Raw genomic sequence first — 13,562 nt, forward strand, 5'->3', positions numbered from 1 at the left:
AATTTTCCTTTGAGGATGGTTGGGAAGGGAAGGCGTGTCAGCGCCGGTGGCCTCGTTGCCGTTACGCCGCAAGCTCCGCCTGCCCGGTCTTGGCACCGGTGATGTAGGAGACGATATCGTTGCCGTCGGTGTCTTGCTTGCGCAAATTGGCGACGATGCGGCCGCGCCGGAAAACGACGATGCGGTCGACCAGGTCGAACACCTGGCGCATGTTGTGAGAGATCAGGATCAGCGGTTCGCCATTTTCCTTCAGCGTGCGGATGATGTTTTCGACCTGCATCGTCTCTTGCACGCCGAGTGCCGCCGTCGGCTCATCCATGATGATGAGTTTGGAAGCAAAGGTCGCGGTTCTGGCAATTGCCACGCACTGGCGCTGGCCGCCCGACATATGGCGGATGGTGTTGGAAAGATTGGGGATCTTGACCGCCGTGCGGACCAAGGCTGCCTCGGTCGCCTTGCGCATGAACTTGCGATCGAGGATCGAGAAGGGTCCTAGATTGAACAGCACCCGCTCGCGGCCGAGGAACAGGTTCGAGGGCACGTCGAGATCGTCGGCGAGCGCCAGGTTCTGGAACACCGTCTCGATGCCCGCCTCGCGGGCTTCGATCGGGCCGGCAAAATTCACTTCCTTGCCGTCGAACCACATCCTGCCGCTGGTGCGCTGCTCGACGCCGGTGATCTGGCGCACGAAGGTCGATTTGCCAGCGCCGTTGTCGCCCATGATAGCGACATGCTCGCCCTTGCGCAGCTCGAAGTTGGCACCCTCCAGCGCATGGACGCCGCCATAATACTTGGTCAGGTTTTCCGTCTTCAGGACGATGTCCGACATGGTCAAGCCCTCATTGCCCGCAGGCGCTGGCGCCACTGGTCGAGAACGACTGCGCCGACGATGATCACGCCTTTGACCATCTCCTGATAATAGGCGTCGAGGCGCAGAAAGGTGAAGCCGGAGATGATGACGCCGAAGATCAGCGAGCCGATCACCGTCCCAATAATCGAGCCGCGGCCGCCCGACAGCGAGACGCCGCCGATAACCGCCATGGCGATCGCGTCGAGCTCGTACATCACACCCATGCCGGCCTGGGCGGTGAGATTCTTCGAGCTCAGCACCACGGCGGCGAGCGCGGCGAGGACGCCGGCAATGACATAGACGAGGATCTTGTGGTTGGCGATGTTGATGCCGGACATGCGCGCGGCGTCCTCATTGGAGCCGATTGCATAGCAGTGCTTGCCATATTTGGTGTAGCTTAGGATCAGCTGAAACAGCACCGCGAGCGATATGAAGATGATGACCGGCATCAGCCCCTTGCCGATGGCGGCGAAACTCTCGGTCGGAAACGAGATCGGCTGTCCCTTCGACCACCATTTGGCGATGCCGCGCGCGGTCACCATCATGCCGAGCGTGGCGATGAACGGCGGAATGCGGGTGTAGGCGATCAATGCACCGTTGACCAGGCCGGCCAGCAGTCCGCAGCCGATCGCGACCAGCACCGGCACGATCACCGGCAGGTCGGTCCAGCCCTGGGCGATGAACATTGCCTTGGGGTTCGGGTTGCCGTTGACGGTCGCCACCTGGGCGAAGCTCATGGCGATCATTGCGGTGGCGCCGACGATCGAACCTGAGGACAGGTCGATGCCGCCGGTAATGATCACCTGCGTCACGCCGATGGCAATGATGCCGACGATCGACACCTGCAGGATGATGATCTGCAGGCGCGCTTCGTTGAAGATCGCATCGATATTGTCGCGGGTATTGAACAGGAAGCTGTCGCCCAGGAAGACCCGGCCGATCAGCTCGAAAGCGCCGACCAGGATGACGAGTGCCAGGAAGACGTTGAATTCGGCCGGCCATGCGCGCCGCTTCGCATCATAGCTGAGCCCGCCGACGCCGTGAGATGTCTGTGCCAATCGTGCTTCCTCCGTCAGCCACGGTCTCTTTCGGCCGCTCTTCAGGCCGAGAGAGAAGGAGGAGCGGCGCTGGTGCGCCGCTCCGGTCCGCTGCCTCAGTTCTTCTTCAGGAACTTGTCGATATTCGCCGGCGTGACCAATTGGAACGGGATGTAGACCTTGTGCTCGACCTTTTCGCCCTTCGCCAGCTTGAGCGCCGCGTCAAGCGCGCCGGCGCCCTGGCCGGCCGCATCCTGGAACACCGTCACATCGAGATCGCCCGCCTGCATCGCCGCAAGCGCGTCCTGGGTAGCGTCGACGCCGCCGACGACAACCGACTTCATGTCGATGTTGGCGGCCTTCATCGCCTGGATGGCGCCGATGGCGCTTTCGTCATTGTTGGCGATGACGCCGTCGAACGGCTTGCCGGTCGACAGCCAGTTGGTCATCAGGTTCTGCGCTTCTTCGCGCTTCCAGTTCGACGTCTGCTTATCGATGATCTTGATGAAGCTGCACTCCGGCGTGGCGATCACATCGTCAATGTCCTTGGTGCGCTGCACTGCTGCCTGGTTCGACAGTTCGCCCATGATCACATAGACGTTGGCTTCGGTCTTGCCGGCCTCCTTGAACAGGCGGCAGACCTCCTTGGTCTCGAGCGTGCCGGAATCGGCTTCGTTCGAGGCGACGAAGGCCTGGTTTTCGGGCAGCGTGTCGACGTTGACCGGCTCGCGATTGACATAGACCAGTGGAATCTTGGCAGCGGCGGCTGCGTCCGACATCGCCTGGGTAGCCGAGGTGTCGACCGGGTTGACGATGATGGCGTCGACGCCCGAGGCGGCGAAGTTCTTGATCTGGTCGAGTTGCTTGGCGACGTCGTTCTGCGCATCCTCCACCTGCAGTTCGACGCCGTCCATGCCCTTGGCCTGCTCGATCATGCCGTTGCGCAGCACGGTGAGAAAATTGTCGTCGAACAACGCCATCGACACGCCGATCTTGGCAGCGAAGGCGGACGAACTCATCAGCGCCGCGAACGCGACGCCCAAAAGCAGTTTTTTCATTTTATTTCTCCTCCACATTGGTGTCCGGCTGCACCGATCTACCCGGAATCCCCGATCTCGCAGGGAATTCTCTCCCGATTGCCATGTAGTTCCGGAGGCATTTGCCTGAAACAGATCTTCCGGAACGAAAGAACCAAAATGCTCAGTTGGTGAAATATTTATTCCATTTCGCGTGGGCGTCAAGCGAGATTTCGCCATGAAGGATGGATTTTCGGCATTTCAAGCGCTTTTGGACGGACGCTCAGGCAAGCCAAGCCTGAAAGCATTCTGATAGATTACATCATGTCTGTCGCCAATGACCCGCGACGTCAGATGTTTTCCGGCAGATAGATGTCGAAGGGCAGAAAGGTCTGGCCCGGCGCATTCGCAGCGCCGGTCTCGATGGCATGCGCCATCAGCCGGACAAGCTCGCGGCAAAGCGCCGCCAGTGGCGTCGAGATCACCATCGTCAGGAAATTATCCGCCAGCGCCGAGCGGGAGTCGGGCGTGATCTCGTTGCAGACGACCGCCGGCGCCTCTGCCGGCTTTGCCTCCCTGAGCGCCGAGATCGCGCCTTCCATGCCGCCACCGGCGACATAGCAGCCGACGAGATCAGGGTGGCGGGCTAGAAGCTCGATCATTGCATCATGCGTGATCTGGTTCGCTTCCAGATTGACCAACGTCTCGAGCAGAGTGAATTCCGGCGCCTGCTCGCGAAAGAAGGAGCGAAAACCGATCTCGCGAAGCTCATGGCCATGGAAGCGATGGCTGCCGACGAAGAGGGCAACCTTGCCAGGCCTCTTCGCAGCTTTCGAGATCATCCAGGCAGCGGTGCGGCCGACCTTGCGATTGTCCAGGCCGACATAGCCCTCGCGAATACCGGACGCAAAGTCGGAAAGCAGGGAGAACACCGGTACGCCATTGGCTTTGAGAGCCTCGACGGCGACCGTCAGCGTCGGGTGATCAGGCCCGACCAGGGCGACGGCCCTGGATTTGGCGGCCAGCTTGCGCATTCGCTCGACGATCTCGTCCGGCGCCAGCGAGCCGGCGAAGTCGATGGTCGCCACGCCGCGAAAGCGCGGCGACTGCGATACCGCCAGTTCAAGCTCGCGGGCAAATTCGCTGTAGAAGACGTCCTCCCGCCGCAACAGCAGGAACCCGAGCCGATACTCCGGCAATTCATGGCGCATTCGCTGCTTGATCAGCCCGGCTGCGTGATAGCCAATGCTGGTCGCCGCTTCATAGACGCGGCGCGCGGTTTCCTCGCGCACCGGCAACCGGTTGTTCAGCACCCGGTCGACGGTGGCAACGCTGACCCCCGAAATGCGTGCCAGGTCGGTAATCGTCGGCCGTTTCGCCATCGCTGCCTCGCTCTATTGTTCGGCTTTTACACCATTATGATGTAAAATGATAGAAACTATCTTTGTGATATTGAGCCTATCAGGCTTCGGCGTTATTTGAATGGGACCGACTATGATCGAGGCCTCCGCCATGGTGGATATTGGACTCCGAACCGGGAACACGATCGCCACAGCAGCGTCCCGGCGTGACTACAGCCTGATCGGCCGCGACGCGAAGCTCGCCATCGAGAGCGGGCTAGCGGCGGCCGAGTGGTATCACACGGACGTGCCACGCAAGCAGATGAAGGAGCTGATGCAGCGCTCCGACGGCCCGGCGATCCGCGATACGGTCATCTGGCTCGGCGCCTTAATCCTGAGCGGAGCCGGCGCCGCCTGGTTCTGGGGCAGCTGGTGGTGCGTGCCGTTCTTCTTCGCCTATGGCGTCCTCTACGGTTCCTCCACCGATTCACGCTGGCACGAATGCGGCCACGGCACCGCCTTCAGGACGCAGTGGATGAACGACGTGGTCTATCAGATCGCCTGCTTCATGATCATGCGCAATCCGGTGACCTGGCGCTGGAGCCATACGCGCCACCATACCGATACCATCATCGTCGGCCGCGATCCTGAGATATCGGTGATGCGTCCGCCCGATCTGCTGCGCGTCGTGCTCAACTTCGTCGGCATTCTCGACGCCTGGCATGCGATGAGCGACATGCTGCGCAATGCAGCCGGTATCGTCAGCCCGGCCGAAAGAACCTTCATTCCCGAGCAGGAGCAGCCGAAGGCAATTGGCATTGCCCGCATCTGGACGACAGTCTATGCCGCGACCATTGTGCTGGCGCTCTACACGGGCTCGTTCCTGCCGCTGATGCTGGTCGGGCTGCCCAGGCTTTACGGCGCGTGGCACCATGTCATGGTCGGCCTGCTGCAGCATGGCGGCCTGGCTGAAAACGTCACCGATCACCGGCTCAACAGCCGCACCGTCTACATGAACCCGATAAGCCGCTTCATTTACTGGAACATGAACTACCACGTCGAGCATCACATGTTTCCAATGGTGCCCTATCATGCGCTGCCCAGGCTGCATGAGCTGATCAAGCACGATCTGCCGGCGCCGACAGCGTCCATCCTGGCCGGCTACCGCGAGATGATACCGGCCTTCCTGCGCCAGCTGCGCAATGAGGATTATTTCATCAAGCGCGAACTGCCGCCGACGGCGAGGCCCTATCGCGAGCACTTCCACAACGACAACGCTACCGCTGCGGTGGCTGCCGAATGACAAGCCTATGCCGAGGCACCCAAAATCGAGGGACCGTAAATGAGCGACTGGGTCGAGGCCTGTGACGCCGAGGACATCGACGGAGAGGACGTGATGCGCTTCGACCATGGCGGCCGCACCTTTGCTATCTATCGCAGCCCCGACGACGAGTATTTCGCCACCGACGGGCTTTGCACGCATGAGAAGGTGCATCTGGCCGACGGGCTGGTCATGGACGACATCATCGAGTGCCCGAAGCACAATGGCCGCTTCAACTACAAGACAGGGGCTGCCAGGGGCGCGCCGGTCTGCGTCGACCTAAGGACCTATCCGGTCAAAGTCGGCGCCGGCAAAGTCCTTGTCCGGATCGGTTGATGATGACGAAGGGAATGGTCGTCATCGGCGCCGGCGAATGCGGCGGGCGCGCCGCCCTTGCGCTGCGCGAGCTCGGCTATGATGGCCCCATAACCTTGGTCGGCGACGAGCCGCATCTTCCCTATGAGCGCCCACCACTGTCGAAAGACGCGATGGTCGCCGACGCGCCCCTGATCAAGGCGATCGCCAGCGACGCGATCCTGGCCGAGCGCTCTATCCGGCATATCCATTCGGTTCTGGCTGTGGCGATCGACCGCACGGCGCATGTCGTGCGCCTGTCAGACGGTTCCGCCCTGGCCTACGACAAGCTCCTGCTGGCGACCGGGTCTGTGCCGCGCAAATTGCCTATGCCGGGCCTTGGCGGGCGCTGCGTCTACCTGCGAACCTTCAACGACGCGCTGGCCATTCGTGCCCATCTCAACGCCGGCAATCGCATCGCCATAGTCGGCGGCGGCTTCATCGGGCTCGAGCTCGCCGCGGCGGCGCGCAGGCTGGGTGCCGCGGTCACCGTCATCGAGGCGCAGCCGCGCATTCTGATGCGCGGCGTGCCGGCCGAGATCGCGCAGGTCATCCATCAGGCGCATGAAGCCGAAGGCGTAAAAATCCTGTGCGGCCAGGGCATCGCGGCCATTGCCGATGACGGCGCCGAAGTGCGCATCGCGCTTGCCGGTGGACACGACATTGTCGCCGATCTTGCCGTGATCGGCATCGGCGCCGTGCCGGTGACCGGACTTGCCGGGCAGGCGGGGCTGACCATCGACAATGGTGTCGCCGTCGACGCCGAGCTTCGCACCAGCGACCGGGATATCTTTGCAGCCGGCGATTGCTGTTCGTTTCCGCTCGCTATCTATGGCGGCCGGCGCGTGCGGCTGGAAGCCTGGCGCAATGCGCAGGAGCAGGGCGCACTCGCCGCAAGGAACATGCTTGGCGCCGGCGAGGCGCATTCGGCGGTGCCTTGGTTCTGGTCGGATCAGTACGGATTGACCCTGCAGATCGCCGGCCTGTCGGACGAAGGCCGCAGCATCGTTCGCCGCGACGTTGGCGACGGCGCCTTCATCCTGTTTCATCTGGCCGAGGACGGCAGGCTGGTTGCGGCAAGCGGCATCGGCCCCGGCAACGCGGTCGCCCGCGACATAAGGCTGGCCGAGATGCTGATTGCAAAGCAGGCAAAGCCGGCGCCGGAAGCGCTAGGCTCGCAAACGGTCAAGCTGAAGTCACTGCTGGCGGCGTGAGCTGAGGGCGTGGATAGTTGGCCGAACGCGTTCGGCTAAAACAGCGCTTTCAGCTCCGGCAGCTTGTCGTTGATCAGCCAGCCATAGTAATTTTCCTCAGGCAATTTTTCCGGCTCGCCCGCAGCGCGGCGCTTGTCGTTTTCGGCCTTCAGCGCATAGGCGCGCTGTTCGGGGTTGCCGACATTGTAGAGCGTCGACGTGAGGCCGGGATTGCCTGAGATGTCGTAGCCGGCGATGCTTCTATAGGCGTCGATCGATTTCCGGATCGTTGCTGCGACATAAGGCAGTGTCAGGTCAGGATCCATGATGGTCTTGTAGACCGCGTTGGGGTCGCCGACGTCGAGTTCCGGCAGGCCGGAAACCTTGTGCACGAGGTCGCTCATTTCCAGCGCCGTCAACGGATTGAGCTGGCCAAGGCCAAAAGTCTGGCCGGCATAATAAGGTTGGAAGAAAGTGGCACCGAAGCGGTCGTTGGGGAAGCTCTCGCCGTTGACGGTCTTGCCGCGGAACGACCGGTTCCACACCTGCTCGCGGCACTCCCATAGGTCGTAGCTATCGGACTTCCCGGCGCATTTGGCGAATTGCGGCCGCTGCACGAAATCGGTGATGTCCTCGCCGTCATAGGCGAAGGAGAGCTTGCTCGACAAATACGAGATCGCCTTGACGTAGTAGGTCTGCAGCCGGTCGTAGGCATCGACATTGTAGGTGTGCTCGCCGACGATGGCGCCGACGATATGCATTGGGTCGATGCCATAGGCCGCGGCTGCCTGCTTGATCTTGCCGCGCAACTCGGCATCGTTCTGGAGCAGCGCAAAGACTTTGCGGTATTTCGCCTGGAAGGTGGTGTTGGTCGCCTGGGTGCGCCGGCTCGATGCGCCCGGTATGTCAGGCTGCTCGGTGTTGCGGTTGCCCGGCGGCACCATCGTTTCCGCTTGCGCGGCGAACATGGCTGTCGCCAGCGTCAGCCCCAAAATGACGAGGATCAGTTTTTTCATGCGCCGCCGCCCAAATAATCGGCGGCAAACTAGGTAATGCTCCACCGGGAGTCGAGAGACGCCTGCACCGGACGGGACGAAAGCTTGCCGGATGCTTCCATTTGGCCACACCTCCGGAATGCCGGGCCGAATTTGACGGAGGCCGGGGGTAATTCCCCGGCCTCTTAGAGAATCAAGAGTCTCCTACAAGATGAAACGCGACAAGTCCGTGTTTCTGGAGAGGTCGCCGACATGCTTCTCGACATAGGCGGCATCGATTGTCACCGAGGTGCCGTTACGGTCCGGCGCGTCATAGGAGATGTCGTCCAGTACCCGTTCCATCACCGTCTGCAGCCGCCTGGCGCCGATATTCTCGACGCTGGCGTTAAGGTCGACGGCGATGCCGGCCAACGAATCGATCGCGTCATCGGTGAAGACCAGGTCGACGCCTTCGGTCTTCATCAGCGCGATATATTGCTTGATCAGGCTGGCTTCGGTCTCGGTAAGGATGCGGACGAAATCGTCCTTCTCCAGCGCCCGCAGCTCGACGCGGATCGGCAGGCGGCCCTGCAATTCCGGCAGCAGGTCGGAGGGCTTGGCGACGTGGAACGCGCCCGAGGCGATGAACAGGATATGGTCGGTCTTCACCGGTCCATATTTGGTCGCAACCGTGGTGCCTTCGACCAGCGGCAGCAGGTCGCGCTGTACACCTTCACGCGAAACACCGGCACCGATGCCGCCTTCGCGCGAGGCGATCTTGTCGATCTCGTCAAGGAAGACGATGCCGTCATTCTCGGTCGATTCGAGGGCCCGGCGCACCACTTCGTCCTGATCGAGCAGCTTGTCGGACTCGTCGCTGATCAACAGCCCGTAGGACTCCTTGACGGTCGTCTTGCGCAACTTGGTCTTCTTGCCGCCCATCGCCTTCGACAGCATGTCGTTGATGTTGAGCACGCCGATATTGGCGCCCGGCATGCCGGGGATCTCGAAGCCAGGCATGCCGCCATTGCCGGTATCGGCCACTTCGATCTCGATCTCCTTGTCGTCGAGCTCGCCGTCGCGCAGCTTCTTGCGGAAACTGTCGCGGGTGGCCGGGCTCGCCGTCTTGCCGACGAGCGCTTCGAGCACCCGTTCCTCGGCGTTGATGTGGGCACGCGCCTTGACGTCCTCGCGCATCTTCTCGCGCACCAGCCCGATGGCGATCTCGACCAGATCGCGGATGATCTGCTCGACGTCGCGGCCGACATAACCGACCTCGGTGAACTTGGTGGCTTCGACCTTGACGAAAGGCGCACCGGCAAGGCGTGCCAGGCGGCGTGAAATCTCGGTCTTGCCGACACCGGTCGGGCCGATCATCAGGATGTTTTTCGGCATCACCTCTTCGCGCATCTGGCCCTCGAGCTGCTGGCGGCGCCAACGGTTGCGCAAGGCAATCGCCACCGCACGCTTGGCGTCTTTCTGGCCGATGATGAAGCGGTCGAGTTCCGAAACGATTTCGCGGGGAGAGAAGGTGCTCATATCACTAAATTCCACTTTGCCACTGCCGAATGGACTCGAACGGATGCAGCAGCATGATCACGTTGAGTGTCAGATTGTCCCGGATGAGATAGCCGACACCGAATTCGAAGATGAGGGCGAGGGTGACGATCACCCATATAGGAAGCCTTCGCGCCATGACAAACCCCAGCACCATGGCCAGCGTGTCGGACACCGAATTGATGATGCTGTCGCCATAATAGTCGAGCGAGATCGTGCCGGCGCGGTAGCGGTCGATGATGAAAGGGCTGTTCTCGAGCAGCTCCCAGCCGCCCTCTATGACGACCGCAAACGCCAGCCTGAGCCCGATCGGCGAGCGCGGGAAAAGGAACCACGCCAGCGCATAGAACAGGAAGCCGTGAATGACGTGCGAGAAGCTGTACCAGTCGGAAATATGCTGGGAATTCTCCGAGCTTTGCACGATGCCGTGCCACAGCTTGACATAGCCGCAGGTACAGATCGGCGTCCGCCCCATGCCATAGAGGACCCCGGCCTGGAAGATAACCAGGCCGAGAACCAGCAGGAGCCCCATTCGCCAACTGTCTTCGTAGGCCGAGACGGTTTTGTCGCTGGATACGCTCATGCTGCTATTGCCCCTCTTCTGCGTCACCCTGTCCGGCATCACCCTCTGGGGCATCAATCGCCATCAGCACGGCATCGCCATATTCCGACTTCCTGCGATCGATAGCCGTGAAACCGGCCTTTTCATAGGCACGGATAGCCCGTGCATTGGCGGGGTCCGGGTCGATGATGACGCGCGGCGTACCTTCCTCGAAAAGCTGCTCGACGAACTGCCGGACGATCGCGGAGCCGTGGCCGACCCCGACAAGCTCCGGCACGCCGATCGACAGATCGATGCCGAGCGTGCCGAACGGCTGGTCGCTATAGGGATGGCCGTCCTCCAGATGCGGATCGTAGCTCTGCAAATAGCCGATGGGCTTTCCGTCCAGCTCGATAATTAGCGGCTCGACCGAAATGCTGTCGATATGCTCGCGGATCTCCGCAATCTCGGTCTCTGGGTCGTCCCACCACTCGGCGACATGCGGCTCGGCAAGCCAGCCGGCGATCATCGGCAGGTCCCTCTGGGTCACCGGCCGAAAACCATAGCGGAGGCTCCGCTCAGGCGGCATCGAGGGTTTCGACGACGAAGTTGTTGTTTGTGTAGACGCAAATGTCTGACGCGATCTGCATCGCCTTGCGGGCGATCTCCTCTGCGCCCTTGTCGCTGTCCATCAGCGCGCGTGCCGCTGCCAGCGCGTAATTGCCGCCGGAACCGATGGCCATGACGCCAAATTCGGGCTCCAGCACGTCGCCGGTGCCGGTCAGCGCCAGCGACACCGACTTGTCGGCCACCAGCATCATCGCTTCCAGCCGCCGCAAATAGCGGTCGGTGCGCCAGTCCTTGGCAAGCTCGACGCAGGCGCGTGTCAGCTGGTCGGGATATTGTTCGAGTTTGGCTTCCAGCCGCTCCAGCAGAGTGAAGGCATCGGCGGTGGCGCCGGCGAAACCGGCGATGACGTTGCCGCCCTTGCCGATGCGGCGCACCTTCTTGGCGTTGCCTTTCATGATCGTCTGGCCGAGGCTGACCTGGCCGTCACCGGCGATCACCACCTTGCCGCCCTTGCGCACGGTCAGGATGGTCGTGGCATGCATGGTCAGTTCATTCGACATTTCCTGCTCCGACAAGCACCGATCCCATCGAGGCGATCGGTGCGTTACGAGTGACTTGATCGGCCATATGTATGCATAGGCCGGACGATTGCAAACCGGCCATCCGCCGGGCCGGATAGTGCTCCGCAGCGGTAACTGGCAATCGCCGGATCATGCTGCTAGAAGGCTTTCGTTTTCAGGCCTGTGAACGCCTGACGTGCAAATCTGAGACAAGGATGAGGTCATGGCGCCCCGTTCCGCCGAGATAAGCCGCAAGACCAGGGAAACCGACATCTCCGTGTCGGTTCAGGTCGACGGCTCGGGCAAATCCGACATTTCGACGGGCGTCGGCTTCTTCGACCATATGCTGGACCAGTTGTCGCGCCATTCGCTGATCGACATGACCGTGAAGGCCAAGGGCGACCTGCATATAGACGACCACCATACCGTCGAGGATACGGGCATCGCCCTCGGCCAGGCGCTGGCCAAGGCATTGGGCGAGCGGCGCGGCATCATGCGCTACGCCTCGATCGACCTCGCCATGGACGAGACACTGACGCGGGCGGCAATCGATGTCTCCGGCCGGCCTTTTCTGGTCTGGAACGTTTCGTTCTCGTCGCCGAAGATCGGTACGTTCGACACCGAGCTGGTGCGCGAATTCTTCCACGCTCTGGCGCAGAATGCCGGCATCACGCTGCACATCACCAATCATTACGGCGCCAACAACCACCACATCGCCGAGACCTGCTTCAAGGCCGTGGCGCGTGTGTTGCGTTCGGCACTTGAGCGCGACCTGCGCCAGCTGGACGCGGTTCCCTCCACCAAGGGATCCCTGAAAGGGTAACGCCATGGCCATCTATGTCGTGATGGAGCCGCCAGGCCGCGGTGAAAGCGTGGACACCATCTTTATCCGTGACGGCTTTGCCTGGCTCGGCTTCCTGGTGCCGCCGCTGTGGCTGGCCTGGCACCGGCTGTGGGTTGAGGCGGCATTGGCGTTTGTCGCCATGGGCCTGCTCTCGATGCTGGGCGAAAGGCTGGACCTGGAAACAGCCGGCTCGCTTTTATCCTTCCTTGTCATGCTCTTTGTCGGGCTGGAGGGACAAGGCTTGCGAATTGCAGCCCTTCGTCGCCGCGGCTGGCATGAATGGGGTGTCGTCGAGGCCGACAGGCTCGACGACGCCGACATCCGCTATGTGTTGGAAGCCGCTGCGGATTCGGATTCACAAACTCATGCGCAGCGTATCGTCCCAGACGCAGCACATGCCCGGCCGGCGCAGATGGGCCTGGCACTGGGGCTGAACCATATTCCGGGAAAGCCCTGAGATGAGGGTCGCGATCATCGACTACGGGTCGGGCAATCTGCGCTCGGCCACCAAGGCCTTCGAGCGTGCTGCGCATGAAGCCGGCATTGCCGCCGCGATCGAACTCACCGCCGATGCCGAGCGGGTCAGGACCGCCGACCGCATCGTCCTGCCCGGCGTCGGTGCCTATGCCGATTGCGCCGCTGGACTGCGTGCGGTCGCCGGCATGTGGGAAGCGGTGGAGGAGGTGGCGATCGCCAAGGCTCGGCCGTTCCTCGGCATCTGCGTCGGCATGCAGCTGATGTCGGAGCGGGGCCTGGAAAAGACCGTCACAAAGGGCTTTGGCTGGATCGCCGGCGACGTCAAGGAGATCACGCCGGCCGATCCGACACTGAAGATCCCGCAGATCGGCTGGAACACGATTGACCTGAAGCGCAAGCATCCGCTGTTTTCCGGCATTGCGACGGGCGGCAAGGGACTGCACGCCTATTTCGTCCACTCCTACCATCTCGATGCACGGAAAGAGGATGAGGTGCTGGCGGTTGCCGACTACGGCGGCCCGGTAACGGCCGCTGTCGCCCGCGACAACCTGGCCGGAACGCAATTCCACCCCGAGAAGAGCCAGGCGCTGGGCCTGGCGCTGATCACCAATTTCCTAGGCTGGAGGCCCTGAACCATGAGCAAGAAGGGCTATTGGATGGCAATGGTCGATGTCCACGATCCCGAGATCTACAAGCAGTACATCGAGGCCAATGCCGCGGCTTTCGCGAAATACGGGGCGAAGTTCCCGGTGCGCGCCGGGCGGTATATCAGCCCGGAAGGACCGACAGGCAATCGCCACGTGCTGGTGGAATTCGAATCCTATGAAATGGCGCTGGAATGCTACGGCTCGCCTGAATACCAGGAGGCCTTGAAGTACAGGCTCGCCGGCTCGACCGGCCACTTTGTCATCGTCGAAGGCGCCTGAAG

The 13,562-nt window shown here is 61.9% G+C and carries 16 protein-coding genes; 7 read left to right on the forward strand and 9 right to left on the reverse strand.

The annotated features are described in order from the left end of the window. Positions 1-61: 61 nt before the first annotated feature. The 4 genes from NKJ17_RS01270 to NKJ17_RS01285 form a co-directional block, all read right to left on the reverse strand. Positions 62-829, reverse strand: a complete 768-nt coding sequence (locus NKJ17_RS01270) for an ATP-binding cassette domain-containing protein (RefSeq protein ID WP_254815918.1) — start codon at positions 827-829, stop codon at positions 62-64. 2 nt (positions 830-831) lie between these two features. Continuing rightward, positions 832-1,908: an ABC transporter permease gene (locus tag NKJ17_RS01275; protein ID WP_292655972.1), complete on the reverse strand. Its 1,077-nt coding sequence runs from the start codon at positions 1,906-1,908 to the stop codon at positions 832-834. Positions 1,909-2,003: 95 nt separating this feature from the next. Beyond that, positions 2,004-2,945 carry a sugar ABC transporter substrate-binding protein gene (locus NKJ17_RS01280; RefSeq protein WP_254815920.1) on the reverse strand — a complete coding sequence of 314 codons (942 nt, stop codon included), beginning with the start codon at positions 2,943-2,945 and terminating at the stop codon, positions 2,004-2,006. Positions 2,946-3,253: 308 nt separating this feature from the next. Next, a complete protein-coding gene (locus NKJ17_RS01285) occupies positions 3,254-4,285 on the reverse strand; it encodes a LacI family DNA-binding transcriptional regulator (protein WP_352686505.1) in 1,032 nt (343 codons plus the stop codon). Positions 4,286-4,415: 130 nt separating this feature from the next. Here NKJ17_RS01285 and NKJ17_RS01290 point away from each other — a divergent pair, with 130 nt between their 5' ends. From NKJ17_RS01290 to NKJ17_RS01300, 3 genes are read left to right on the forward strand one after another with little or no spacing between them, the layout of a single operon-like run. Beyond that, positions 4,416-5,546, forward strand: a complete 1,131-nt coding sequence (locus NKJ17_RS01290; protein WP_502900438.1) for a fatty acid desaturase family protein — start codon at positions 4,416-4,418, stop codon at positions 5,544-5,546. A 39-nt stretch (positions 5,547-5,585) separates the two neighbouring features. Continuing rightward, positions 5,586-5,900, forward strand: a complete 315-nt coding sequence (locus NKJ17_RS01295) for a MocE family 2Fe-2S type ferredoxin (protein WP_352505981.1) — start codon at positions 5,586-5,588, stop codon at positions 5,898-5,900. Positions 5,901-5,902: 2 nt separating this feature from the next. Continuing rightward, a complete protein-coding gene (locus NKJ17_RS01300) occupies positions 5,903-7,132 on the forward strand; it encodes an NAD(P)/FAD-dependent oxidoreductase (RefSeq protein WP_352686669.1) in 1,230 nt (409 codons plus the stop codon). 35 nt (positions 7,133-7,167) lie between these two features. Here the strand turns inward: NKJ17_RS01300 and NKJ17_RS01305 are convergent, their stop codons facing one another. From NKJ17_RS01305 to hslV, 5 genes are all read right to left on the reverse strand, one after another. Continuing rightward, positions 7,168-8,127 carry a DUF1402 family protein gene (locus NKJ17_RS01305; RefSeq protein ID WP_352505980.1) on the reverse strand — a complete coding sequence of 320 codons (960 nt, stop codon included), beginning with the start codon at positions 8,125-8,127 and terminating at the stop codon, positions 7,168-7,170. A 183-nt stretch (positions 8,128-8,310) separates the two neighbouring features. Further along, positions 8,311-9,624, reverse strand: a complete 1,314-nt coding sequence (gene hslU / locus NKJ17_RS01310) for an ATP-dependent protease ATPase subunit HslU (protein WP_254815924.1) — start codon at positions 9,622-9,624, stop codon at positions 8,311-8,313. 4 nt (positions 9,625-9,628) lie between these two features. Further along, entirely contained in the window at positions 9,629-10,225 is a 597-nt protein-coding gene (locus NKJ17_RS01315) for a DUF2585 domain-containing protein (RefSeq protein WP_352505979.1), read from the reverse strand. Between the two features lie 4 nt (positions 10,226-10,229). Further along, on the reverse strand, positions 10,230-10,772 hold the full coding sequence (locus NKJ17_RS01320; protein WP_352477085.1) for a GNAT family N-acetyltransferase: 543 nt from the start codon (positions 10,770-10,772) through the stop codon (positions 10,230-10,232). Then, positions 10,762-11,313 (reverse strand): ATP-dependent protease subunit HslV, encoded by a 552-nt coding sequence (hslV, locus tag NKJ17_RS01325; RefSeq protein WP_254815927.1) that lies wholly within the window; start codon positions 11,311-11,313, stop codon positions 10,762-10,764. Before hslV ends, NKJ17_RS01320 begins: the two co-directional genes overlap by 11 nt. 223 nt (positions 11,314-11,536) lie before the next feature. Here hslV and hisB point away from each other — a divergent pair, with 223 nt between their 5' ends. Genes hisB through NKJ17_RS01345 form a run of 4 tightly spaced genes read left to right on the forward strand, consistent with a single transcriptional unit; the run spans position 11,537 to position 13,560 of the window. Beyond that, positions 11,537-12,136: an imidazoleglycerol-phosphate dehydratase HisB gene (gene hisB / locus NKJ17_RS01330; protein WP_352505978.1), complete on the forward strand. Its 600-nt coding sequence runs from the start codon at positions 11,537-11,539 to the stop codon at positions 12,134-12,136. A 4-nt stretch (positions 12,137-12,140) separates the two neighbouring features. Further along, on the forward strand, positions 12,141-12,614 hold the full coding sequence (locus NKJ17_RS01335) for a DUF2628 domain-containing protein (protein WP_352505977.1): 474 nt from the start codon (positions 12,141-12,143) through the stop codon (positions 12,612-12,614). Position 12,615: 1 nt separating this feature from the next. Continuing rightward, positions 12,616-13,266, forward strand: a complete 651-nt coding sequence (hisH, locus tag NKJ17_RS01340; protein ID WP_352505976.1) for an imidazole glycerol phosphate synthase subunit HisH — start codon at positions 12,616-12,618, stop codon at positions 13,264-13,266. 3 nt (positions 13,267-13,269) lie between these two features. Next, positions 13,270-13,560: a DUF1330 domain-containing protein gene (locus NKJ17_RS01345; RefSeq protein WP_254815931.1), complete on the forward strand. Its 291-nt coding sequence runs from the start codon at positions 13,270-13,272 to the stop codon at positions 13,558-13,560. The last annotated feature ends 2 nt before the right edge of the window (positions 13,561-13,562 follow it).

Source organism: Mesorhizobium sp. M0208 (assembly GCF_040322015.1).
GTDB lineage: Bacteria > Pseudomonadota > Alphaproteobacteria > Rhizobiales > Rhizobiaceae > Mesorhizobium.

Excerpts from the sequence above, each read along its gene's own strand:
- hisH (WP_352505976.1), top strand. The coding sequence starts at position 12,616 with ATGAGGGTCGCGATCATCGACTACGGGTCGGGCAATCTGCGCTCGGCC.
- NKJ17_RS01305 (WP_352505980.1), bottom strand. The coding sequence starts at position 8,127 with ATGAAAAAACTGATCCTCGTCATTTTGGGGCTGACGCTGGCGACAGCC.
- NKJ17_RS01300 (WP_352686669.1), top strand. The coding sequence starts at position 5,903 with ATGACGAAGGGAATGGTCGTCATCGGCGCCGGCGAATGCGGCGGGCGC.
- NKJ17_RS01290 (WP_502900438.1), top strand. The coding sequence starts at position 4,416 with ATGGTGGATATTGGACTCCGAACCGGGAACACGATCGCCACAGCAGCG.
- NKJ17_RS01335 (WP_352505977.1), top strand. The coding sequence starts at position 12,141 with ATGGCCATCTATGTCGTGATGGAGCCGCCAGGCCGCGGTGAAAGCGTG.
- hslU (WP_254815924.1), bottom strand. The coding sequence starts at position 9,624 with ATGAGCACCTTCTCTCCCCGCGAAATCGTTTCGGAACTCGACCGCTTC.
- NKJ17_RS01295 (WP_352505981.1), top strand. The coding sequence starts at position 5,586 with ATGAGCGACTGGGTCGAGGCCTGTGACGCCGAGGACATCGACGGAGAG.
- NKJ17_RS01345 (WP_254815931.1), top strand. The coding sequence starts at position 13,270 with ATGAGCAAGAAGGGCTATTGGATGGCAATGGTCGATGTCCACGATCCC.
- NKJ17_RS01285 (WP_352686505.1), bottom strand. The coding sequence starts at position 4,285 with ATGGCGAAACGGCCGACGATTACCGACCTGGCACGCATTTCGGGGGTC.
- hslV (WP_254815927.1), bottom strand. The coding sequence starts at position 11,313 with ATGTCGAATGAACTGACCATGCATGCCACGACCATCCTGACCGTGCGC.
- NKJ17_RS01280 (WP_254815920.1), bottom strand. The coding sequence starts at position 2,945 with ATGAAAAAACTGCTTTTGGGCGTCGCGTTCGCGGCGCTGATGAGTTCG.
- hisB (WP_352505978.1), top strand. The coding sequence starts at position 11,537 with ATGGCGCCCCGTTCCGCCGAGATAAGCCGCAAGACCAGGGAAACCGAC.
- NKJ17_RS01315 (WP_352505979.1), bottom strand. The coding sequence starts at position 10,225 with ATGAGCGTATCCAGCGACAAAACCGTCTCGGCCTACGAAGACAGTTGG.
- NKJ17_RS01320 (WP_352477085.1), bottom strand. The coding sequence starts at position 10,772 with ATGCCGCCTGAGCGGAGCCTCCGCTATGGTTTTCGGCCGGTGACCCAG.
- NKJ17_RS01270 (WP_254815918.1), bottom strand. The coding sequence starts at position 829 with ATGTCGGACATCGTCCTGAAGACGGAAAACCTGACCAAGTATTATGGC.